Genomic DNA, 21,614 nt, shown 5'->3' with positions numbered 1-21,614 from the left:
ACCCGGCATGAACGGGGTCTGCGGGGAGGGACATTCCCCGCAGGCCCTTCCGCGTTTCCGGCGGAGCGACGGAGGCGGCCCGTTCGATGCGGCCCCGTCAGGGCACCTCGCCCCGGCTGCGGCGATTCACGTACGCCGTCGAGGCGCTCAGCCGCTCCGCCGGGGTGGCCACCCGCACGCTGTCCGGCTCGCAGTCCCACTCCCGGCCGCCGCCGATGGGCCGCACCTGGAGGTAGGGGCCTTCGTGCCCCATGACGGTTCCTACCTTGCCCGTAATCGTGTCGATCACGTACGAGCCGACGGGCGGCTTCATCCCCGCCCCCTTTCCTTCCCGTGCCTCGCGTCGACGGAGCCGGCCGGACCCGACGAACCCATCAGGCCCATCGGGTCGGGCGCGCAGTCCGCGTAGACCTTCAGAAGCGCCTCGGTCAGCTGCCGCGCCGTATCCGCCGGGCAGCGCCCGAGGTCGACCAGCGGCGCCCGGGGCGGATCCACGCCCAGCGTGACCGCGTCGAGGCCGAGCGACGGCAGGGTGCTCCCGACCCGTTCGAGCGCGTCACCCAATTCCCTCACCGCCTCACAGACTTCCTCCGTCGATCGCATGTTGTCGTTTTCCATCAACCGATTCCTTTCCGGTTCAATTCCCGCTTGAGGCAACCAGAGTGGAGGACGATCCGTAGAATCGGGATACGCGCTGTGAGCACAACAGTGCTGTGCCAGATGGGAGTTAATCCATGGCCAAAGCCAAGAACAGAGAAGTCTGGGAGTTCTTCGGCGAACTCCTCAAAGAACGGCGCGAAGCGGCGAACCTCAGCCGGAACGAGCTGGGTGTACGGGTGTTCGTCTCCGGCACCTACATCCGCCTGTTCGAGGAGGCCGTACGAAAGCCCCAGCTCGACGTGGCCGAGCGCATCGACGCGGTGCTTCGCACCGACGGCATCTTCGCCCGGACGTGCCGCAAGCTGGTCAACGGTTCACCGTACGCGACCTACTTCAACGACGTGGCCGAGCTGGAGACCCAGGCGACAAAGCTCTGCGAGTTCGCACCGACCGTCGTGCCGGGGCTGCTCCAGACGGCGGAGTACGCGCGAGCGGTGACGATCGCGGCAAACCCGTTCGCCTCGGAGGAATACGTCGAGGAGAAGGTCAGTTCGCGAATCGATCGGCAGGTAATACTGCAAGACGAAACACGCCCGGAGTACTGGGTCGTCGTACACGAGAACACCCTGCTCACCCCTGTGGGTGGACCCGAGGTAATGGCCCGTCAGTTGGAGCACATCGCGGAGCTGATCCGTAACCGCTGGCTCCTGGTCATGGTGCTGCCGCGGGACACCGGGGCACACGCCTCCATGGGCGGCTCGCTCAAGCTCATGGACTTCGCGGATCAACCGCCGGTGGCCTACACGGAAACGGAGTTCTCGGGGACGCTCCTCGACGATCCGGCGGTGGTGAAGGAGGCACAGCGCGCCTACGATCTGCTCAGGGCCGCCGCGCTGTCGCCGGAGGCGTCCCTGGCCCTGATCGAATCGGCGGCGGAGGAATTCAGACGATGCGTCAGTACGACCTGACCCGCGCCCACTGGTTCAAGAGCTCCTACAGCAACGGGCACGGCGGCGACTGCGTCGAGGTCTCCTACGACTTCACCAACGCCGCCTGGCGCAAGAGCTCCTACAGCAACGGTGAAGGGGGCGACTGCGTGGAGGTCTCCTATGACTTCACCGGCACCACTTGGCGAAGGAGCTCCCACAGCAACGGATCCGGCGGCAACTGCGTCGAGGTCCTGGACGGCCTCCCCGGTGTGGTCCCCGTCCGTGACAGCAAGGTCCCCGGCGGTCCCGCCCTCGTCGTCCCGGAGGCCGTCTGGGTGGCCTTCGTCGACGGAGTGAAGGCGTGACAGCCCCCTCACCCCGAATACGACTGGACGACAACGTCGTCCTGCGCCGATTGGAAGACCCGGGGGATCTGCCCGAACTCCACCGGGTCATCGGCGAATCACTCGACCACCTCGAACCGTGGATCTCCTGGACCGAGGTGTACAGCCCGGAGTGGACGGCGACGTTCCTGTCCCGGCGGGTCGAACGATGGGGACAGAACGAGTACACGTACGCGATCGTCCTCGACGGAGTGATCGCCGGCGCCTGCCAGTTGCACCAGTACGACCACATCCCGCGTGACGCGTACGAGATCGGCTACTGGCTGCACCCCGCCGCCACCGGCCGCGGGCTGGCCACGCGGGCGGTACGGGCCCTGGTGGAGCAGGCGTTCGGAATGCCGGACGTCGCGCGGATCATCGTGTCCCACGACGTCGACAACCACGCCAGCGCTTCCGTTCCCGCGCGCCTCGGCTTCACCGAACTGCCGACACCCGTCCTGGACGACGGCGTCGAGACCCGCGTCTGGCACCTCGACCGCCCCGGCCCGGCCGCTTCCCCCTCCCACTGAGCCTCACGGCCCGCCGCACCCGCCCCACCCGCTCCACCCGATCCACCCGCCGCGAACTCATCCCACCGCCTGCCCTAGCATCCTTTCCACTGGCGCAAGAACACGGAGAGGACCACCCGACGTTGCTCGGACGCATGGCGACAGCGGTGCTGAGCACCTGGGGCATCCTCATCGTGCTTCTGCTCGCCCCGGCACCCCTGCCCGAGCCGTGGCCCTACTACATCTACTCCCCCGCGAGCGTGGGCCTGTGGATGCTCTCCATGCTCGTCGGACCCTTCGTGGTCTGCGGTGTCACCTGGCACTGGATCAGGACGGGCGAACGGCGCCCCTCCGCTCCCGACCACTGACGGGTCGCCCCCCACTCCTTCCAGGGGCGAGTGGCCCCTACTCGTACCGGTACTTCAGCGACTCCGCCTCCATCCGCTTGATGTCGGCGATCGTCAGCTCCGGCATCCGCAACTGGGCCAGGGTCACCTCGGCCGAGGTCGGCTGGGCGTCCGCGGGCAACCACTCCTCCGGCTTCCAAGCCGCGCCGCGCATCAGCGACTTGGGGCAGTGCGGGTAGACCTCCTCGATGCCCACCACCAGCGCACTGGCGGGCGGCTTGCCCACGGCGGTCAGCTGCGACAGCAGCTCGGGCCGGGTGGAGATACAGGCGCGGCCGTTCACCCGGAGCGTCGTGGTGCGCCCCGGGACGAGGAACAGCAGCCCGGCCCGCCCGGTGGCGAGGACGTTCTGCCAGGTGTCCAGCCGCTTGTTGCCGGTCGCGTCCGGTATCGCCAGCGTCCGGTCGTCCAGGACGGCGACGAACCCGGCGGGGCCGCCGCGCGGTGACACGTCACAGTTGCCCTCGGCGTCCGTACTGGCGACCATGACCAGCGAGGAACAGCCGATCAACCGCCGCGTCTGCGCGGTGAGTTCGGACATCTGCTTGCGCCTGGCCCCGGCGCCGGGAAGCTCGTACACCTGGCGCAACTCCTCCTGGTCGCGCACGGCGTCGCGGCGGAGCGATTCAAAGACATTGTCATCAGGGGGTGTCGTCATGCCCCGACCCTATGGGGACCGGCCCGCGGTTGGATCTTGCCCGACGGGCACGGGCAGGGCGAGCACGGGACGATGCCTCGGCCGCGCTACCCGGCCACCGTCCGCCTCTTCGCCCTGAAGGTCACGTACCGCTCCTCCTCCAACCGCGCCGTGACCGCGAGCCCCGCCGCCTCCAGGAGCGCGGCGATCCGCGCCGCGGGCAGGCGGTGGGACTCGTACGACACGGGGAGTCCGCCGTACGCCTCGGTGGGCCTGCGGCGCTCCCCCGTACCGATGTGCCCCGCGAGCATCAGCAGCCCGCCGGGCGCCAGTGCGCGGCGGAACTCGGCGAAGACGTCCGGCAGGAGCGCGGGCGGGGTGTGGTGGGTGGAGTAGTACGCGAGGAGGCCGGCGAGCGCACCGTCGCGGACGGGCAGCGCGGTCATCGAGGCGACGGCGAACGGCAGATGGGGGTAGGCCCTGCCCGCGAGTTCGGCCATCCGACCGGACAGGTCGAAACCAAGGGCTTGTACGCCGCGCTCCGCCAGGTACGCGGTGACCCGCCCGGGCCCGCACCCCACATCCGCCACCGGCCCCTCGCCCGCCGTCTCCTCGGCGAAGGCGTCCAGCATGACCCGGGACAAGGGGTCCAACGCGGCGGGTGGCGGGACGAGTTCTGCGTACGCGGCGGCGACGGTGTCGTACGACTCCCGCACCGCCGCGAGGTAGGCGGGCTCGGCAGGCCCGGCGGACTCGGCAGGCCCGGCGGGCTTGGTGATCTCGGCCATGGGGCCGCACCCTACGCCCACCGGGCCCGGGCGGTGCTCACGCCGCCGTGAGACTGGGGCGCCTCGAAGCCGACAGCCCCAGCGCGAGGAGGAAGAGACCGGCCGACACCAGCCATGCCCCCGCGCTGCGGGCCGGATAGAGGGCGAGAGCCCACCAGGTGTGGGTCGCGTGGCCGCCGGCGTCGTGGGGCGCGGCCGAGCATCAGGCTGAGGATGAGGAGCGCGAGTCCGGCCACGGTCGCGGCGGCCTCGTTCGAGAGCCGCCGGACCAGGAGGGGCGAGGGCGAGGAGCAGAGTGACGTTGCGGGCGACGTCCATGCCCACCACGAGGCCGGCGCCGTGCGCGAGCAGCGCGGTGAGGGCGACGGCGCCCTGGTCGAGCCGGTGGACGGGGACGACGGCCGTGGTCTCCGCCGCGAGGAGCCGCCGGTCCAGGCAGTACATGACCGCGATGACGGCGATGACGGGGGTGAAGTAGGTGACGCGGGCCCCCGCCATTCCGCCGTTCAGACTCGGTACGGGAACCTCGTCGGCCCCCACCGTGCCGCTCGTCAGCACGAGCAGGACGAGCGCGGCGGGGACGGTCCACCAGCGGCGTACGACGAGCGCGTAGCGGTTCACGAGGCGCCCCCGGAGCAGGACTCCCGGCTCACCGCGACCTTGCCGAACCAGTCGAGCTGCTGCTTGGCCGAAAGACGGCGGACTTCCTGGAGCGCGGTCCATTCGCCGTCGGGCATCGACTGCCGCACGGTCTTCTCGTTCATGCCGATCGCCGGGGCGGCCCAGCCCGTGGGAACGGCCCCCGCCCGCCGGCAGTCGGCCTTCCCGGCGAGCGCGGCTGTGCCGATCACGGCCGACTGGGCCAGCTCGGCCGCGTACTGGTCGACCGCATCGGCCGCGTCGACCGCGTGCCGGTCGGCCGCGGGCCGGGCGTCGCGTGGCGGGAGCGCCCAGAACAGAGGCCATGTGCCCGCGTCGAGCGGGGACGCGTCGGAGGTGACGCGAAGCTCCCAGGGTGCGGTGATGCCGGCGGCCTTCAGGCGGGCCGCCGCGGCCCAGCGGCCGGCCGGGCCCGGTGCGGCTCAGCTCTTGCCGAGGGTGCGGCCGAGAAGGGCGAGAAGCCGCTCCCAGTGGCGTTCCAGGCCGGAGGGGCTGAACGCCTCGGTGTCGGCCATGGTGAAGCCGTGGGTCGTATCCGGGTAGATCTCGCAGGTGTCGCGGGCGCCCGCCGCGTCCAGGGCGGCGAAGAGCGTGCGGGTGATCTCCGGCGTCATGTCGCCCTCGGCGAGGCCGAGATGGACTTCGGCGGCCAGCGCGGGAATGAGGAGGTGCGGGCTGTCGGGCTCCTCGTTGACCACGGCGGCGGGGTGGAAACCGGCGACGGCGGCCACCCGGTCGGGGTGGGCGGCGGCGGTGCTCAGCGCGAGCATGGCACCGATGCAGTAGCCGGTCACGGCGACCGGACCCTCGGCGACCTCCGGTCGGCCGGCGAGGAAGGTCAGGTAGGCCTCGGCGTCGCGCAGGACGTGTTCGGGGGTGACGCTCTCCCTGAGGAGGGGGACCAGCTCGGCGAAGATCTCGGGCCGGCTCTTCGTGGCGATGAACGCGGGAAGCTCGACCACCGGCGCCGGGCCGTGGCGATAGTAGAAGTTGGGGACAAGGACGTAGTACCCGTGGCCGGCCAGTTCGCGGGCCATCTCCTCCAGCACGGGCCGCACGCCGAACACGTCCGTGTACATCAGCACGGCCGGATAGCGCCCGCCGCCGTCGGGGTAGGCGGCGAAGGCGTCGGCCTGGCCGTCGGGGGTGGGGACGCGCAACGTCTGGGTGGGCATGAGTCGTTCTCCTGTCGTGGTCGAACGTCGTCGAAAGCCGTCGGACTCGCCGAATCGCCGAACTCGCTGAACTCGCCGATGTCCGCTCCCTCGACATCCGTGTCCGGTGGCGGCGGGAGCGGGCAGACCCTAGCCCGCCCCGGGCCCGGCCCACCGCGCCTTTCTCCACGTGGCGAAGGTTCCCCCTGGTGGCGGACCCGTAGCGACCCTGAATCCAGGACGCCCCTCCGCCGATGGAACGCATGGAGACCGACTGGAACCGTAACTGCCGCTTTATGCGCGGCAGTTCACGGATTCACGGGAAATCACCCGGAAAATCCTTGTACAGGCGGGGCCGCGAGCGCCTACCCTTCGGCCGTGATCGACTGGAACAGCATCGAAGCCGCCGACTACGCCGTACCCGGCGACCGGCCCCTGAACGACCTCGTGGCCGAACTCTCCCGCGCCCTGGCGGACCCCGACCCGACGATCCGGGACGGCGCGTCCTACGGCGTTCTCGCGACCTGGATAGAGCGCGGGACGATCGGGCCCGAGCGGCGGCTGGAACTGGGGGACGAGATGGCCGCCCGGTTCGCCGATCCGCGTACCGAGGCCCGTACCTTCGCTCCCCTCGTCCTCGACATGCTGGTGGGCGCGGGGGACTTCAAGGCCGGCTGGGTGGACGCGTTCGCGCGCTGGTACCCGGCGGAACAGGATCTGCGCGGCCACGACGAGACCCTCGGCTGGCTGCACGCGGTGGCGCACGGCGCCGATCTGCTCGCCTCCTTCGGCCTCCACCCCGAGGTGGCGCCGACGCGGATGCTCGACCTCGCCGCCGCCCGGCTGACGGCGCCCACCGACCATGTCTACGACCAGTTCGAGGACGACCGCCTCGCCCGCGCGATCGGCCGGGTCCTCACCCGCGCCGACCTGAGCGCCGACGACTCCACCGCCTGGCTGGACGCGATCGCCGACCGCTTCGGCTCCGACCGCGTCAGCACCCCGGTGGCCGCCCACATCAGCAACTGTCTGCGCACCCTGCGCCAGCTCTACGTCCTCGCCGACCGGGGCGTACGCGCCACCTTCGACTCGCCCGCCGAGCCCCTGCGCCACGGCGCCGCGGTCAAGGCGGCCCTGGCCGTCACGCTGGACCGGATCGTCAGGCGCTGACCGGGGGCGGGTCTCATCCAGCCCCTCCGGCCCCTCCGGTTCCGCCGATTCCCGCCGCCTCGGACGACGCCCCCGAACCGCCGCCCGGGCGGAAACCCGCACGGGACCTCGCACGGAGCCCCATGCCCCCTCCACACTCCGGGATTCCGTCGTGCGGCCCTCCCGGTAGCTCCGGTTCCGGACCTACTCTCCCGTCATGTCGATCTTGAATCCGATACCCCTCCTCCAGGGCCGGGGCGGCGCCACCCTGTCCGCCGAGCCGGACTGCCTGGTCTTCGAGCGGCCCGGCGAGGAACTGACGATCCGCCTCAGGGCCGTCGCGCGGGTGCGGGCCGAGGAACGGGCAGTGGCCGTCGAGCTGCGGGCCCGAGCCGGGGCGGAACCGCTGGTGTACCGGATCGAGGACGTGAGCGAGGTCTCCGCGACCCTCTTCACCAAGGGCGTGAACGCGCTGCTGCCCAAGCCGGGGGAGGGCGAGGGACACAAAGACAGCGGGGACGGCGGGGGCGGCGAAGAAGGCGAGGACAGCCGGGACGGCGAGAACGAGGGCGAGGCCGCCGAGGAGATCGACGGCGCCGCGCTCGTCGTCCTGCGCACCCGGCGGCCGGCCTGGCGCCGGCGGTTCCTGCACCGGATCAAGTGGCTCGTACTCGGCTGCCAGGGCCTGATGGCCGTCATGAGCGTGGCCGCCCTCGTCGCGGGCGACGCGGGCACGGCCCTCGCCATGGTGCCGTTCGGTTTCATCGCCACGGCCGGGTTCGGCGTCGGCGGCTACCTCCTGGGGAACTGGCGCCGCGAGCGGCGCCTGGTCAAGCGCGGTGTCACCACCGTCGCGGAGATGGCCGAGCCGGGCGCGTACCTCTACCAGGACCCCACCGGCATCCGGCGGGTCCTGGCCCACTGGGGCGAGGCGCCCGCCGTGCCGGTCGCGTACGACGCGCGGGATCCGTCGGATGTGGTGGCGCTCCAGCTTCCGGCCACGCGGCGGCTGAACGCGGGGTTCGGCGCCTTCCTCGCCTTCTGCGCGCTCAACGCGGTGGCGATGATGGCCGTCTTCCTGGCCGGGGTCTTCTAGGGCCGACGCCGTTCAGCGCGCAGGCGGGCGGGTGGCCCGCCCGCCGGTCTTCTCCGGGTCGCGTGCCGGGTGCCGCGCGGGTGCGGGCGCTCACGGACGGGACCGTCGTATACGCCCTGCCGGCGGGCGGCTCAGACTTCGCGCCACTTCGCCTGGCCGAAGGAGAAGGCCCCGAAGAACACGAGGCCGGCCGCCACCGCCAGCAGCGGCCAGGGGCCTGTCGGAAGCTGGGCGAACGAGCGGATCGCGTCGTCCATGCCCTTGGCCTCCTTCGGGTCGAACGTCACCGCCGCCTTCACCCCGGAGAAGCCGAGCGCGGCGAAGACCAGTCCGCGTCCGATACCGCCACCCGTGCCGGTCACGTCCATGAACCGGCGCTGGTACGTCGTCAGACGCCCCCACGCCAGGTGCTCCCGGTACTTCCGCAGGGTCGCCCTGCCCGCGATCCACAGTCCGGCCGCCACCACGCCCACGGCCACCACGCCGACCCACCACCGGCCGCCGGGCAGTTCGAGCAGGCGGCCGGTGAGGTCCCGGCTCCTCCGGTCGGTCGCGCCCGCCCCGCTTCCCCGCTGCCCCGCCGCGAAGGAGAGCACGAGGAAGGCCGAGCCGGTGTAGAAGACACAGCGCCCGGCGGACAGGGCGCGTTCGCGTGCGCGGTCACCCTCGGGGCCCGCCGCGCCGAAGACCGCCTCCGACAGCCGCCACACCGCCATTCCCGCGAGCCCGACGCCGAGCGCCCACAGGAGGACGGCACCGAACGGCGTCCCGGCGATCTGCGCGAGGGCCCCTCCCCGGTCGGCCTGTTCACGCGACCCGGTCAGGCCGACGCGTACGGCCAGCACCCCGATGAGCAGGTAGAGCACACCCTGCGCCGCGAAACCCGCTCGTGCGGCCGCCCGCACGGCGTCACGGCGGCCCGCTCTCGCCATCCGGCCGGCCTTCCGCCTCGCCGTGGTCATCTCGCCTCGCTCCTCTCGGTGGACCGTCCGGCTTCCCCGCCACCGCGGGCCGAGCCCCGGACGAGCCCCCGCCGGGCCCTGGCCGAACCCCGGCTGGGCCGCTTCTCGCACGGTCAGGCGGGGCACAGCGGACAGACGATCGGGCGGCCAGGCAGATGGGGGCGCGTTCCGTGCTCATACGCGGGAGGACGGCCCCACCCGGGACGACGGCGCGGGCCGGCACGAGCACGCTCCCGGACGGCCCCGCGCGCGCCGCGTCGCGGATCGTGCGGCGGCAGGCCGCCCGGTGGCCTCCTCCCCGCCACCGGCCCGCGGCATGAAGCCGCCGCGGCATGAGACCGCTCGGCCTCGCGCGGGTGCCGGGACGGCCCGGAAGCCGGCACCACCGGATGGAACGGTGATACCGGCTTCCGGTTCCGTTGCCCGAAGCGGCTGCCGCGCCCAGGGGAAACAGGGCCGTGCGGGCCCCGTCCGCGGGCGGCGGCGCGTGCGGGCTCAGATGAACCGGCCCCCGAAGGGGCCTCCTAGTCCGTAGTAGGCACCCAGTTCGCGACGGTATTCGGCGTCGCCGAGGTGATCGTCACGGTAGAACTCGGGCGCGCCCTTGATCTGCTCCTTGGTCAGGTTGACGAAGATCTTCCGCTCGTCCACGTCGATGCGCTCCACGGTGGCGGCCGGGAGAAGCACCTCCTTGCCGAAGATCCAGACCCCCGTGTCCACGACCAGATAGGCGTCGTCGACCTCGTCGGAGTGCTTGTCCACCTTCCCGACGCTGCCGTCGGTCGCCTCCACCTTGTAGCCGGTCAACTCGGTGCCGGCCAGGTGACCCGCGGTCGACTTGTAGCTCCACGCGTACGCAGTCACGTAATCCAACCTCTCCGGTAGACGTTCGGACGCTCAGACGTTCGTCTGTCGCGGCGGGCCGTTTCCCGCTTGAACGCCGCCTGCCCCGCCCTCGGGGACCTATGCGGTCGTTTTTCGACCGGGTCACGCCCGCCGGGCCGGCGCCGGGGCGCGGCGAGGGACGGCCCCCGACCGGCCGGGCCTCGCGGCGGTGCGCGAGGACGCGAGGACGCGAGGACGCGACCACGGATGCCACGCGCCCCGGGGTGCGTGGCATCCTGGGAAGGATCCCGAGGCTCCCTTTGGGAACCCATAAGTCAACCTTATGGGGCCATAGGCCGGGGGCGGGTACTGATCATCCTTCCGTGTTATTTAGGCTGGCCTAAGTGTCGGCGGCTGCGCCGCCACCTCGTTTGTGTGAAGGGAATCCAGACATGCCCCGCCCCCTCCGGGTTGCGATCGTCGGCGCCGGCCCCGCCGGTATCTACGCCGCCGACGCGCTGCTGAAGTCCGAGGCCGCTGCCGAGCCGGGCGTGTCCATCGACATCTTCGAACGGATGCCCGCTCCCTTCGGCCTGATCCGTTACGGCGTCGCGCCCGACCACCCGCGCATCAAGGGCATCATCACCGCCCTCCACCAGGTCCTCGACAAGCCGCAGGTCCGCCTCTTCGGCAACATCGACTACGGCACCGACGTGCACCTCGACGACCTGCGCGCGTTCTACGACGCGGTGGTCTTCTCCACCGGCGCGATGGCCGACCGCGAGCTGCGGATCCCGGGCGTCGAGCTGGACGGTTCGTACGGTGCGGCCGACTTCGCGTCCTGGTACGACGGGCACCCGGACGTGCCGCGCACCTGGCCCCTGGAGGCCGAGAAGGTCGCCGTCCTCGGCGTCGGCAATGTCGCCCTCGACATCGCCCGCATCCTCGCGAAGACCGCCGACGAGCTGCTGCCGACCGAGATCCCGGCCAACGTTTACGAGGGCCTCAAGGCCAACAAGGCCACCGAGATCCACGTCTTCGGCCGCCGCGGCCCGGCGCAGGCCAAGTTCAGCCCCATGGAGCTGCGCGAGCTGGACCACTCCCCGAACATCGAGGTCATCGTCAACCCCGAGGACATCGACTACGACGAGGGCTCGATCGCCGAGCGGCGCAAGAACAAGCAGACCGACATGGTCGCCAAGACCCTGGAGAACTGGGCGATCCGCGACGTCGGCGACCGCCCGCACAAGCTCTTCCTGCACTTCTTCGAGGCCCCCGTCGAGATCCTCGGCGAGGACGGCCGGGTCGTCGGCCTGCGCACCGAGCGCACCGAGCTGGACGGCACCGGCAACGTCAAGGGCACCGGCCAGACCACCGACTGGGACGTCCAGTCCGTCTACCGGGCCGTCGGCTACCTCTCCGACGAGCTGCCCAAGCTGCCGTGGGACGTCGCCACCGGCACGGTCCCGGACGCGGGCGGCCGGGTCATGGAGGGCGACACTCCCATGCCCTCCACCTACGTCACCGGCTGGATCCGCCGCGGCCCCGTCGGCCTCATCGGCCACACCAAGGGCGACGCCAACGAGACCGTGGCCAACCTGCTCGACGACCACGCGAACGGCCGGCTGCTCTCCCCCGAGTCCCCGGAGGAGGCCGCGGTCGTGGCCTTCCTGGAGAGCAAGGGCCTCACGTACACGACGTGGGAGGGCTGGTACAAGCTCGACGCCGCCGAGAAGGCGCTGGGCGAGCCGCAGGGCCGCGCGCGCGTGAAGATCGTCGAGCGCGAGGACATGCTGCGCGCGAGCGAGGCCGTCACGCCGAAGTAGGCGTACAGGCGTACAAGCGCGGCGGACGTACGGACGGCACAGGCGTACGTACGGAGCGCACGGGCGCCGGTGGGGCGGGCCGGCCGGGTTTCCGGCGGCCCGCCTCCGTCGTGTCCGGGGTCCGTGAGGCCCGGGCCCGCCGGATCCCCGCCATCGGGGACCGCGCTCAGCCCACCGTACGGGCCGTCGCCAGCAGCCTGGCGGTGTCGTCGGCGCACAGGGTGAGCGCGTTGCCGACGATGCCGAGGACCTCGACCTCGGCCGGGGTGTACGGGCCGTCGGCGAGGGCGACACGGGCGCCGTCGAGCAGGATCGACTCGCGGCCGGCGGCGGCCAGGTGCGGGGAGAGCGGTTCGAGGGCCTCATGGAGTTCGATGGCGAGGGCCGCTCCCCCGCTGTGCGCGTCCGGCAGGTAGCGGCCCGTGTCGGCGGCGAGTCCGTCGACCATGTCGACGAGTTGCGGCGCCGTACAGTCCGCGTATCCGGCCGCCCGTACGGCCGCGACGGCGGCGTCCAGGGCGGCGCGCGAGGTGGTGCCGCCCGCCGCGAGGACGGCGAGCGCGACGGTGTGCACCGCGTCCCGCAGCAGCCCGGAGAAACGGCTGGTGGTCGGGTGCGTCAGCACATCCGTACCGAAGTGGTGGTGGCAGGAGGCGCATTCGACGACCGGGCCGGCCTGGCCCCGGGGCAGCAGCGGTACGCCGAGGACGGCGAACCGGCGGCGGCCGGTCCGGCGGCGGTAGTTGCGGTCACCGCCGCACTCCTCGCAGAAGAACTCGCCGTCGCCGACCGTGTTCCAGGAGGTGCGGATTCCGCAGAGAACCCTGCTCCGCTCCCGTGACCTCCGCGCTGCCCGCACGTCGCACCTCCCTCGCCACGCCGGCGCCCCTGCCGGCGTTGGCGTGATGTTAGCCACATCGGCGAAGCCGCGTCAGTACCCCGTCGGCAGAACGGCGGGGAGATGGCCGAGACCTGCCGGGCCCCGCCCGGCCCGTACGGGCTCTTACAAGATCGAGTGACAAGACGTACAAGTGTGCCGCTACGGGGCGCGTGCGGGCCTCGCGAGAACCGGTCGTACGGGATACGGCGTACAGAACCCGGCGTATAGGCCACCTCGCCCGCCCGGCGGGCCCGCCGTACGGACAGCTGTACGGACCGCCGTACGGGCCCGTCACACCGGGCCCCTCACGCGCGAAGCCCGCACGGAAGGTTCCGTACGGGCTTCGCCGCGAAGACGCCGGGTCAGCGCGAAGGCGCCGGGTCAGCGCGCCGAGCGGTTGACCGCCGACACGACCGCCTTCAGCGAGGCGCGGGTGGTGTTGGCGTCGATGCCGATGCCCCACAGGACGCGGCCGTCGATGGCGCACTCGATGTACGAGGCGGCCTGCGCGGACGCGCCCTCGCTCATCGTGTGCTCCTGGTAGTCCAGCAGCCGGGCGTCGACGCCGATGGCCTGGAGTGCGGCGAAGAAGGCGGAGATCGGGCCGTTGCCGGAGCCGGTCAGCACGGTCTCGGCGCCGTCGACGACCGCCTCGACGGTCAGGGTGTCGGTGCCGTCGGTGTCGGACGTGGACTGGCCGGAGCGCAGCTGGATCCGGCCCCAGGCGTTGTCCGGGTTGGGCAGGTACTCGTCCTGGAACACCGACCAGATCGCCCCCGGCGTGACCTCGCCGCCCTCGGCGTCGGTCTTGGCCTGGATGATCCGGGAGAACTCGATCTGCATCCGGCGCGGCAGGTCCAGCTTGTGGTCGTTCTTCAGGACGTACGCGATGCCGCCCTTGCCGGACTGCGAGTTGACGCGGATGACGGCCTCGTAGGAGCGGCCGACGTCCTTGGGGTCGATGGGCAGGTACGGGACCGCCCACTCGATGTCGTCGACGGTCTTGCCGGCGGCGGCCGCGTCGGCCTCCATGGCGTCGAAGCCCTTCTTGATGGCGTCCTGGTGGGAGCCGGAGAAGGCGGTGTAGACGAGGTCGCCCGCGTACGGGTGGCGGGGGTGGACCTCCATCTGGTTGCAGTACTCGCTGGTCCGGCGGATCTCGTCGATCTGCGAGAAGTCGATCTGCGGGTCGACGCCCTGCGAGAACAGGTTCATGCCCAGGGTGACCAGGTCGACGTTGCCGGTGCGCTCGCCCTGCCCGAACAGACAGCCCTCGATGCGGTCGGCGCCGGCCATGACGGCCAGCTCGGCCGCCGCGACGGCCGTGCCCCGGTCGTTGTGCGGGTGGACGGACAGACAGACGTACTCGCGCCGGGTCAGGTTGCGGGACATCCACTCGAAGCGGTCCGCGTGCGTGGACGGCGTCGAACGCTCCACGGTGGCGGGCAGGTTGAGGATGATCTCGCGGCCGGGGCCGGGCTGCCACACGTCGCAGACCGCCTCGCAGACCTCCAGGGCGAAGTCCAGCTCGGTGTCGGTGAAGATCTCCGGGCTGTACTGGTAGCCGAAGACCGTCTCGGGGCCCAGCAGCTTCTCCGCGTACTCCATCACCAGGCGCGTGCCGTCGACGGCGATCTGCTTGATGTCGTCCTTCGAGCCGCGGAAGACGACCCGGCGGAAGGTGGGCGCGGTGGCGTTGTACAGGTGCACGGTGGCGCGCTTCGCGCCGACCAGGGACTCGACGGTCCGCTCGATCAGGTCCTCGCGGGCCTGGGTCAGGACCGAGATCGTGACGTCGTCCGGGATCGCGCCCTCTTCGATGATGGAGCGGACGAAGGCGAAGTCGGTCTCGCCGGAGGACGGGAAGCCGACCTCGATCTCCTTGTAGCCCAGGCGTACCAGCAGATCGAACATCTCGCGCTTGCGGGCCGGGCTCATCGGGTCGATCAGGGCCTGGTTGCCGTCGCGCAGGTCGGTGGAGAGCCAGCGCGGGGCCTTGGTGATCCGGCGGTCGGGCCAGGTGCGGTCCGGGATCTCGACGGCCTCGTAGCGGCCGTACTTGTGCACCGGCATGCCGGAGGGGCGCTGGGTGTGCGTCGCGTTGGTGATCGGCGTCGGTCGGCCGGCGAAGACGGACTGGCTCATTGCGTGGGGCTCCTCGGATCCAGCGGTGGAGTTCCCCTCTGCTCGGGGACCGAGCGTGAGGGAGGCCGACTGTCGAACGCAACACCGAAACCCGCGGGGAGGGGGTCGGCCTACGACTACAGGCCCTCGCCGCGGCAGCTAAGGAGAAGCAGCCCGAAACGCATGATGCGCGTCACTGTAGCCGAGGGGCTCGTGGACCTGGACGACCGTTCCAGTATGCGGACAGCGGGCGCTGTCAAGGGGAAAAGGTGACCCATCACTCCATTTCACCAATCCTCGTCGCAGGTCGTGACAGATGCACCACGCGGTGCCACATTGCTGATATGACTCACCATCTGACGCCTTGGCCGGGATCCCGCCCACGCGTCTTCTGCGCGATCGTTCCGCCGCACATCCTGACGCGACTGTCCGAGTCCTCGAACCCGGCTCACGCCGAGGCCGCCCGGCGCACCCTCGCGGCCGACGCCGCGCACCGCACCGCCCGGGTCTCGCTCACCGCCGACGCCGCCGCCTCCGGTGCCGACACCGGCTCCGACGCCGCCGACAATCCGCAGCGCACCATCTACGACGCCCAGCACCGCACCACCCTGCCCGGCAAGCGGGTACGCGCCGAGGGCGACCCCACGAGCAAGGACGCCACCGTCAACCGCGCGTACGCGGGCCTCGGCGCCACCTACGACCTGTTCCACAAGGTCTACGGCCGCCGCTCCATCGACGGCTCCGGCATGCCGCTGCCGGCCAGCGTCCACTACGACCGGAAGTACGACAACGCCTTCTGGGACGGCCAGCGGATGGTCTTCGGCGACGGGGACGGGGAGCTGTTCCTCGACTTCACCATCCCGGTCGACGTGATCGGCCACGAGCTGTCCCACGGCTTCACACAGCACACCGCCAACCTCGCCTACTACGGCCAGTCCGGCGCGCTCAACGAGTCCGTGTCCGACGTCTTCGGCTCGCTCGTCAAGCAGTACGCGCTCGGTCAGACGGCGGCCCAGGCGGACTGGCTGATCGGCGAGGGCCTGCTCGGGCCGGCCGTCGACAAGGGCGTGGCGCTGCGTTCCATGAAGGCTCCGGGCACCGCGTACGACGACGACGTCCTCGGCAAGGACCCGCAGCCCGCGACGATGGACCACTACGTCCGCACGAGCGCCGACAACGGCGGCGTGCACGTCAACTCGGGCATCCCCAACCACGCCTTCTACCTGCTGGCCACCGAGCTCGGCGGCTCGTCGTGGGAGCGGGCCGGGAAGATCTGGTACGACGTGATGACGGGCGGGACGCTCGGCGAGGAGGCGACCTTCGCCGAGTTCGCGCGGGCCACGGTCGCCTCGGCGCGCACGCTCTTCGGGGACGGCGGCGCCGAAACGGAGGCGGTCCTCAAGGCGTGGTCCACGGTCGGGGTTCCGACCGGCTGAGGGACCGGGGCCGTCGGGGCCGCAGGACGTCGAAGCCGGAGGGCCGTCGGGGCCGGAGGGCCGTCGGGGCCGGAGGGCGGTCGAGACCGGAGGGCCGTCGGGGTCACCACGGCCGTCGGAGCCATCGGGGCCCCTCGGCCGTCGTCGTGAGGTAGACAGGGCGCATGCTGATTCGAGTGCGGCGCACAGGTGGTTTCGCGGGGATCGAACGGTCGGCGGAGGTGGACACCGCCGGCCGTGCGGACGCGGCCGAACTGCACGACCTGGCCGAGGCCGTCGTCGCCGGGAAGGGCGGGGACGGAGGCGAGGGTGGTGCGGGCGGTCAGGGCGTACCGGACGGTTTCTCGTACGAGATCACGATCGACGGGGACCGGGATGGGGACGGGAGCCGTACCGTCCGCTTCCGTGATCCGCACCTCACGGACGCACAACGCGCCCTGGTGAGGAAGGTCCTCGCCGAGGGCGCGTGAGAGGCCGCGTGTCCGCGGGTGTGTGAGTGGGGCGGGGCTCAGAAGCCGAGCTTGCGGAGCTGCTTCGGGTCCCGCTGCCAGTCCTTGGCGACCTTCACGTGCAGGTCGAGGAAGACCGGCGTGCCGAGCAGCGCCTCGATGTGCTTGCGCGACTTCATGCCGACCTCCTTCAGGCGCGTGCCCTTGGGGCCGATGATGATGCCCTTCTGGCTGGGGCGCTCGATGTAGACGTTGGCGTGGATGTCGAGCAGCGGGCGGTCCGCCGGGCGGTTCTCGCGCGGCAGCATCTCCTCCACGACGACCGCGATGGAGTGCGGCAGCTCGTCCCGTACGCCTTCGAGCGCGGCCTCGCGGATCAGCTCGGCCACCATCACCATCTCGGGCTCGTCGGTGAGGTCGCCCTCCGGGTACAGCGGCGGGGACTCCGGCAGCAGCGGGATGAGCAGGTCGGCCACGAGCTGGACCTGCTTGTCGCCGACGGCCGAGACGGGCACGATCTGCGCCCACTCGATGCCCAGCTCACGGCCGAGCTGGTCGATGGCGATCAGCTGCTCGGCAAGGGTCTTGGAGTCGACGAGGTCGGTCTTGGTGACGATGGCGACCTTGGGGGTCTTCTTGACCTCGGCGAGTTCCTTGGCGATGAAACGGTCGCCGGGGCCGAGCTTCTGGTCGGCGGGCAGGCAGAAGCCGATCACGTCGACCTCGGCCCAGGTGGTGCGCACGACGTCGTTCAGCCGCTCGCCGAGCAGGGTGCGCGGCTTGTGCAGGCCGGGGGTGTCCACAAGGATCAGCTGGGCATCCGGGCGGTGCACGATGCCGCGCACGGTGTGCCGGGTGGTCTGCGGCCGGTTCGAGGTGATCGCCACCTTCTGGCCGACGAGCGCGTTCGTCAGGGTGGACTTGCCCGCGTTCGGGCGCCCGACGAAGCAGGCGAAGCCCGCCCGGTGGGGGGCGGTGTTCTCATCGGTTTCGACAGTGCGCGCGCTCATGGACGCCATTGTCGCCGATGAGCGGGCCGATCACGTACTCAGTCCCGCTTCGGGTTTCGGGGAGGGGGTCCGGGCGGGACCGGGGAGGGGGCCGGGGCAGGGGTCGGGGCAGGGGTCGGAGGTCTGCTCCGGGGGCCCGGGCCGGTGCCTATTCCGGTGCGGGCGCGCCTGCGGAGCCGCAGGACGACCGCTCCCGCCAGGAGGAGGGCGGCGAGCAGCACGGACAGCGGCAGCCAGGGCAGCGCGACGAAGGACACACCCGCCGACTCGCGAACACCCCGGGCGGTGGCCGTCACGGTCACCTCGCCCCGGTCGAACTGCGGCGCTCCCGTCCACCGGGTGGTGAGCCGGATCTTCTGCCGGGGCAGCAGCTCGGCGGGCAGGCCGTCCAGGTCGCGGGCGAGCAGGGTGCGGCCGAACAGGCCCCGGGCGCGGAGCGCCGCCTTGGGGCTGAGGGTGACGTTCCCGCGATTGTGCAGGGTGTACGAGACGACGGCCGTGCTCGCGCCGGTGCCGGGGACCAGCGGACGGTCCTGGTCGAGCGTGACGTCCTCGACGGCGAGGGCGGGCACGGTCGGGCCGCCGACCCGCAGATAGACCCGGGCGCCGACGGCCCGCTGGACCCCGAGCGCCACCGTCCCACCGCCCGTAGCCCTGCCGGTGCCCCCGGCCGGGTCGGCTCGGGCGATCCGTTCGTCGAGTGCGACGACGGCGCCCGGGTGGTCGCCGGGGTCGGCGTCGGCGGGGACGGTGAGGGTGTACGGCACGGTGACGGCCGAACGCGGCGGCACGGTCACCCGTTCCCGGGCCGGCTTGATCCAGGCTCCGGCGCCGGTCTGCTTCTCCTCGCGGCCGCGGACGGCGAATCCGCCGTCGCGGGCGGTGTTGTAGGCGTCGGCACCGTAAAGGAGGAAGGTCAGCGGGGCGGCGCTCTTGTTGGTGACGGTGACCCGGTCGGTGAGGGTCGTCCCGGGGTCGGCGGTCAGATAGAAGTACGGGCGGCTGCCGAGGCGCGAGGCGGCGGGGTAGACGGCCCACTCGGCGTTCTCGGCGGCGGTGGCCGATGGCGCGGCCGTCAGCACGAGGAACGGGAGGGAGAGGAAGAGGGAGAGGGTCAGGAGGGCGTTCAGGAGGAGGGCGTACGGCTTGCGGCGCACGGTGCGAAACCCCCGGGGCGGATGGGGAGCGGGCCGGCCGGGTGCGCGCCCGGTCCGCTCGGCGGTCGGTCGGTAGGCCGGTGGGCCAGTCGGCCGTCCCGGTCTCAGGACAAAGTGAGCGTGAGCACACCCGCGTAGCTGCCGGGCGCGGTGAAGGCCGGGACGTCGAGGGTGAGTCCGGCGTCGACGGTGAACTCGCCGCCGGTGAGCGTGCCGTTCGGGGTGGAGGCGAGGGTGGCGCCGTCGCCGCCGACCGGCCCGGCGCTGCCCGGCACGCAGGTGCTGGGACTGCCCGCCCTGGTCGCGCAGGCCGGGGTCCAGCCGAACCGGCCCGCGTCGACGGACGCGCCGCCCGGCCCGGTGAACGCCGTCACCTTGCCCGTCAGGGACCAGCCCGCGGGGCCGCCCCGGAAGTCCTTGACCGTCACCGTGCGCAGCGCGCCGGTCGCCGCGCCGCCCCGGCCGAAGTCGACGGCGGACAGCTCGACGGTGTCCCCGGCCTGCGTCATGGACAGCTCGCCCGCCTTGACCGTGGCCGTGATCCTCTGGCTGTTCGGTGGGGCGGGGGTGTCGTCGACGACCGTGTACGCGACGGGGCCCGCACCCTTGGCGGGGTCCCAGGCCGTTCCCTCGTACGCGACGATCCCGGTCGTCGTCTTGTCGTTGACCTTCAGGCGCGCGGTGAAGCCGCCCTGGCTGTCGGTGGTGAGCGTCATCCGGTCGGCGGTCTCGGCCGCGCCGGCCCGGCCGGCGACGACGATCTCTGCGAGCGGGGTGAAGCCCCGGCCGGAGACGGTGACCCGAGCCCCGGGCGCGCCGGAGGAGGCGGCGAGTTCGAGGGCGCGCTCGTTCGCGCCGGGCGGGGCGGTCGCCGTGACGGTCTCGGAGACCGGCGCGGGCGGGGCACTGACGGTGCAGGGGGTGTCCAGCTCCATGAGGTAGCTGGTGTGGATGTTGTAGTCGCCGGGCGAGAGGGTGATCGCGCCGGGCGCGGTGACCGTGAAGGTGCCCGTCATGGAGAAGGACGGGAAGGAGCCCTTGCCGGGAACGGGCGGGTTCTTCTTCTCGCCGGTGACCGCGACCGCGCCGGACTGGGCGCCGCCGAGGGCGACCTTGCCGGTCGGCGTCATGATGTCGGCCGGGAGCGCGAGGTCCACCGGGTTGGAGGCGGCGGGCTTCGTCACCGTGTAGGTGACGGTGACCGTATCGCCGACCTTGGGTGTGGGGGTGTCGACGGTGACCCGCGCGCTCGTCGTCCCGTCGATGGGCGGGATGCCCGCGATCGGCGGCGGAACGCAGTGGGTGGCGAAGTCCACGGTCCGCGCGGCCGTACCGACCGCCCCGGCCGGAACGGCGAGCGCCCCGCCCGCGGCTGCCGCGAGCACGACGACGCCGAGAACGGCCGCCTGGCGGCGCCGTCTTCGGGCCGCCGCACGGCGTGAGTCGAGTGCCATGAGTGCCCCTCCTGAGGGATGAGTGGGCGCCATTGACGGACCCGGGACAGAAGAAGTCAAGGGACACGGGGTGAAGCATTTGACGGTCCGTCAGATACGCTGCCGAACCACCCCCCGTCCAACCACTTCGGGCGCGCAAGAGCCCGTGGACGCAGGTGATTTCCTCCTGCGGCCACGGGCCGTCGTGGGGCGGGTGCGGATCGGAGGATCCGGGAATCGGGTTTTCGGCGGGCGACCGGGGCGGCTCAGCTGAAGACGAAGGGCCCCGGGGACTGCGAGGTGATCGCGTCGCAGTTCACCGTGACGCCGAAGATCACCATCTTGAGCGCGGTGCCCGCGAAGTAGGAATCGAGTCTGTCGCCGGCGGCGACCGTCCCGGTGAGGGGCCCCATGGTCACCGCCCCGTTCGCGGGGAGCGCCGGGTTCTTCGTCCCGGTGAAGACCCGGGTGCCGCCGCCGGCCTTGGCCAGCGTCAGGGTGGAGTTGATCGTGTCGGCGCCGACGGCGACCGGCGTCTTGACGGCGGATGTGATGGTGAGGGTGGCCGAGGTGCCGGACTGCGTGGCGGCGAGGTTGGCGGTGCCCGTCCCCCAGATCCCGCAGTCGTAGGTGGCCGTGGCCGTCCCGGGCGCGACGGCGGCGGCTCCCGGCGCGCACGTGAGCCCGGTGGCGAGCACCCCGGACAGCACGGCGACGAACCCGAGAGTGCTCCGGCTTCTGATTCTCATGGCGAGGTCGTACCCCTTCCGATGACGAACGCAGGGGTGCGGACGCTGCGTGAACTGTGCCTTGCGGATTACGGATTGCTGACGGTCCACCATGTGGACCGCTGCCATTGACCCGCATTCTTCACAAGACCACAAGGGGCGTGCAGGCCCGCCCCACCGTTACGAACCAGTGCGGGCCCACCCTGCCCCCGCGAGTGCGGGCCGCTTCCATGCCGTCACGTCTGGGTGCGGGCCCGCCCCCGGAGGCACCACGAGTGCGGGCCGGGCACCTGACGAGGCCAGAACTACCGGGCTGCCCCCTGTCCCTGTGAGTGCGGGCCGCGCACCTGCCGTTACGTCTAGGTGCGGGTTGCTGCGTACGGCCGAGTGAGCCGAAGGGGTGCGTCGGGGGAACAGTGCCGAACGCGCGCAGGCCCGCGAGGAACGAGTGGGCCGAGCACGATCGGTGCTG

General features: G+C 71.8%; 23 protein-coding genes. 9 read left to right on the top strand and 14 right to left on the bottom strand.

The genetic code is table 11. The features are described from left to right. Positions 1 to 97: 97 nt before the first annotated feature. A complete protein-coding gene (locus tag ACGFRB_RS05770; RefSeq protein ID WP_393239545.1) occupies positions 98 to 313 on the bottom strand; it encodes a hypothetical protein in 216 nt (71 codons plus the stop codon). After that, on the bottom strand, positions 310 to 618 hold the full coding sequence (locus ACGFRB_RS05765) for a hypothetical protein (RefSeq protein ID WP_393239542.1): 309 nt from the start codon (positions 616 to 618) through the stop codon (positions 310 to 312). Before ACGFRB_RS05765 ends, ACGFRB_RS05770 begins: the two co-directional genes overlap by 4 nt. Positions 619 to 734: 116 nt before the next feature. On the opposite strand from ACGFRB_RS05765, the gene ACGFRB_RS05760 reads away from it, so the two are divergent. The 4 genes from ACGFRB_RS05760 to ACGFRB_RS05745 all read left to right on the top strand — a co-directional run bounded on the left by ACGFRB_RS05760 (position 735) and on the right by ACGFRB_RS05745 (position 2,789). Next, on the top strand, positions 735 to 1,568 hold the full coding sequence (locus ACGFRB_RS05760) for a Scr1 family TA system antitoxin-like transcriptional regulator (protein WP_393239539.1): 834 nt from the start codon (positions 735 to 737) through the stop codon (positions 1,566 to 1,568). After that, entirely contained in the window at positions 1,550 to 1,894 is a 345-nt protein-coding gene (locus ACGFRB_RS05755; protein WP_393239536.1) for a DUF397 domain-containing protein, read from the top strand. The genes ACGFRB_RS05760 and ACGFRB_RS05755 overlap by 19 nt, the downstream gene beginning before the upstream one ends. Next, on the top strand, positions 1,891 to 2,442 hold the full coding sequence (locus tag ACGFRB_RS05750) for a GNAT family N-acetyltransferase (protein ID WP_393239533.1): 552 nt from the start codon (positions 1,891 to 1,893) through the stop codon (positions 2,440 to 2,442). The genes ACGFRB_RS05755 and ACGFRB_RS05750 overlap by 4 nt, the downstream gene beginning before the upstream one ends. Positions 2,443 to 2,576: 134 nt before the next feature. After that, positions 2,577 to 2,789 (top strand): hypothetical protein, encoded by a 213-nt coding sequence (locus ACGFRB_RS05745; protein ID WP_363006349.1) that lies wholly within the window; start codon positions 2,577 to 2,579, stop codon positions 2,787 to 2,789. A 37-nt stretch (positions 2,790 to 2,826) separates the two neighbouring features. Here the strand turns inward: ACGFRB_RS05745 and ACGFRB_RS05740 are convergent, their stop codons facing one another. The 4 genes from ACGFRB_RS05740 to ACGFRB_RS05725 all read right to left on the bottom strand — a co-directional run bounded on the left by ACGFRB_RS05740 (position 2,827) and on the right by ACGFRB_RS05725 (position 6,088). Further along, positions 2,827 to 3,486, bottom strand: a complete 660-nt coding sequence (locus tag ACGFRB_RS05740) for an MSMEG_1061 family FMN-dependent PPOX-type flavoprotein (protein WP_393239530.1) — start codon at positions 3,484 to 3,486, stop codon at positions 2,827 to 2,829. 86 nt (positions 3,487 to 3,572) lie between these two features. Beyond that, positions 3,573 to 4,253 (bottom strand): class I SAM-dependent methyltransferase, encoded by a 681-nt coding sequence (locus ACGFRB_RS05735; RefSeq protein ID WP_393240531.1) that lies wholly within the window; start codon positions 4,251 to 4,253, stop codon positions 3,573 to 3,575. Between the two features lie 617 nt (positions 4,254 to 4,870). Continuing rightward, a complete protein-coding gene (locus tag ACGFRB_RS05730) occupies positions 4,871 to 5,104 on the bottom strand; it encodes a hypothetical protein (RefSeq protein WP_393239527.1) in 234 nt (77 codons plus the stop codon). Positions 5,105 to 5,335: 231 nt separating this feature from the next. Continuing rightward, positions 5,336 to 6,088, bottom strand: a complete 753-nt coding sequence (locus ACGFRB_RS05725; RefSeq protein ID WP_393239524.1) for a dienelactone hydrolase family protein — start codon at positions 6,086 to 6,088, stop codon at positions 5,336 to 5,338. A gap of 357 nt (positions 6,089 to 6,445) precedes the next feature. Between ACGFRB_RS05725 and ACGFRB_RS05720 the strand changes: the two genes are divergently transcribed. Then, complete coding sequence (locus tag ACGFRB_RS05720; RefSeq protein ID WP_393239521.1) at positions 6,446 to 7,237, top strand: DUF2785 domain-containing protein; 792 nt, start codon at positions 6,446 to 6,448, stop codon at positions 7,235 to 7,237. Between the two features lie 196 nt (positions 7,238 to 7,433). Next, positions 7,434 to 8,312, top strand: a complete 879-nt coding sequence (locus ACGFRB_RS05715; RefSeq protein WP_393239518.1) for a hypothetical protein — start codon at positions 7,434 to 7,436, stop codon at positions 8,310 to 8,312. A gap of 131 nt (positions 8,313 to 8,443) precedes the next feature. Here the strand turns inward: ACGFRB_RS05715 and ACGFRB_RS05710 are convergent, their stop codons facing one another. Both ACGFRB_RS05710 and ACGFRB_RS05705 read right to left on the bottom strand, forming a co-directional pair. Further along, positions 8,444 to 9,274, bottom strand: coding sequence for a DUF1206 domain-containing protein (locus tag ACGFRB_RS05710; RefSeq protein ID WP_393239515.1), 831 nt, complete (start codon positions 9,272 to 9,274; stop codon positions 8,444 to 8,446). Positions 9,275 to 9,769: 495 nt separating this feature from the next. Continuing rightward, positions 9,770 to 10,138: a PRC-barrel domain-containing protein gene (locus ACGFRB_RS05705; RefSeq protein WP_363006367.1), complete on the bottom strand. Its 369-nt coding sequence runs from the start codon at positions 10,136 to 10,138 to the stop codon at positions 9,770 to 9,772. A gap of 413 nt (positions 10,139 to 10,551) precedes the next feature. On the opposite strand from ACGFRB_RS05705, the gene ACGFRB_RS05700 reads away from it, so the two are divergent. After that, positions 10,552 to 11,925, top strand: coding sequence for an FAD-dependent oxidoreductase (locus tag ACGFRB_RS05700; protein ID WP_393239512.1), 1,374 nt, complete (start codon positions 10,552 to 10,554; stop codon positions 11,923 to 11,925). Positions 11,926 to 12,091: 166 nt separating this feature from the next. Here the strand turns inward: ACGFRB_RS05700 and ACGFRB_RS05695 are convergent, their stop codons facing one another. Together ACGFRB_RS05695 and leuA are read right to left on the bottom strand one after the other, a co-directional pair. After that, positions 12,092 to 12,784: a TerB family tellurite resistance protein gene (locus ACGFRB_RS05695; protein ID WP_393239509.1), complete on the bottom strand. Its 693-nt coding sequence runs from the start codon at positions 12,782 to 12,784 to the stop codon at positions 12,092 to 12,094. Positions 12,785 to 13,186: 402 nt separating this feature from the next. Further along, on the bottom strand, positions 13,187 to 14,950 hold the full coding sequence (gene leuA, locus ACGFRB_RS05690) for a 2-isopropylmalate synthase (RefSeq protein ID WP_393239506.1): 1,764 nt from the start codon (positions 14,948 to 14,950) through the stop codon (positions 13,187 to 13,189). A 323-nt stretch (positions 14,951 to 15,273) separates the two neighbouring features. Here leuA and ACGFRB_RS05685 point away from each other — a divergent pair, with 323 nt between their 5' ends. Beyond that, positions 15,274 to 16,365, top strand: a complete 1,092-nt coding sequence (locus ACGFRB_RS05685) for a M4 family metallopeptidase (RefSeq protein ID WP_363006375.1) — start codon at positions 15,274 to 15,276, stop codon at positions 16,363 to 16,365. A gap of 164 nt (positions 16,366 to 16,529) precedes the next feature. Continuing rightward, entirely contained in the window at positions 16,530 to 16,835 is a 306-nt protein-coding gene (locus tag ACGFRB_RS05680; RefSeq protein WP_393239501.1) for a protealysin inhibitor emfourin, read from the top strand. Positions 16,836 to 16,873: 38 nt separating this feature from the next. Here the strand turns inward: ACGFRB_RS05680 and era are convergent, their stop codons facing one another. The 4 genes from era to ACGFRB_RS05660 form a co-directional block, all read right to left on the bottom strand. Further along, on the bottom strand, positions 16,874 to 17,824 hold the full coding sequence (gene era, locus ACGFRB_RS05675; protein ID WP_363006379.1) for a GTPase Era: 951 nt from the start codon (positions 17,822 to 17,824) through the stop codon (positions 16,874 to 16,876). Between the two features lie 38 nt (positions 17,825 to 17,862). Beyond that, the gene (locus ACGFRB_RS05670; protein ID WP_393239498.1) at positions 17,863 to 18,981 is read right to left on the bottom strand and encodes a WxL protein peptidoglycan domain-containing protein; all 1,119 of its coding nucleotides are present in this window, start codon (positions 18,979 to 18,981) and stop codon (positions 17,863 to 17,865) included. A gap of 104 nt (positions 18,982 to 19,085) precedes the next feature. After that, positions 19,086 to 20,435: a beta-xylosidase gene (locus ACGFRB_RS05665; protein WP_393239495.1), complete on the bottom strand. Its 1,350-nt coding sequence runs from the start codon at positions 20,433 to 20,435 to the stop codon at positions 19,086 to 19,088. Positions 20,436 to 20,680: 245 nt separating this feature from the next. Then, a complete protein-coding gene (locus ACGFRB_RS05660) occupies positions 20,681 to 21,163 on the bottom strand; it encodes a hypothetical protein (protein WP_393239492.1) in 483 nt (160 codons plus the stop codon). Positions 21,164 to 21,614 lie beyond the last annotated feature (451 nt).

Origin of the sequence: Streptomyces sp. NPDC048718 (assembly GCF_043198875.1) — a bacterium.
GTDB lineage: Bacteria > Actinomycetota > Actinomycetes > Streptomycetales > Streptomycetaceae > Streptomyces.
Note: the sequence above shows the minus strand (reverse complement) of the source record. Positions and strands in the feature narration are given on the sequence as shown.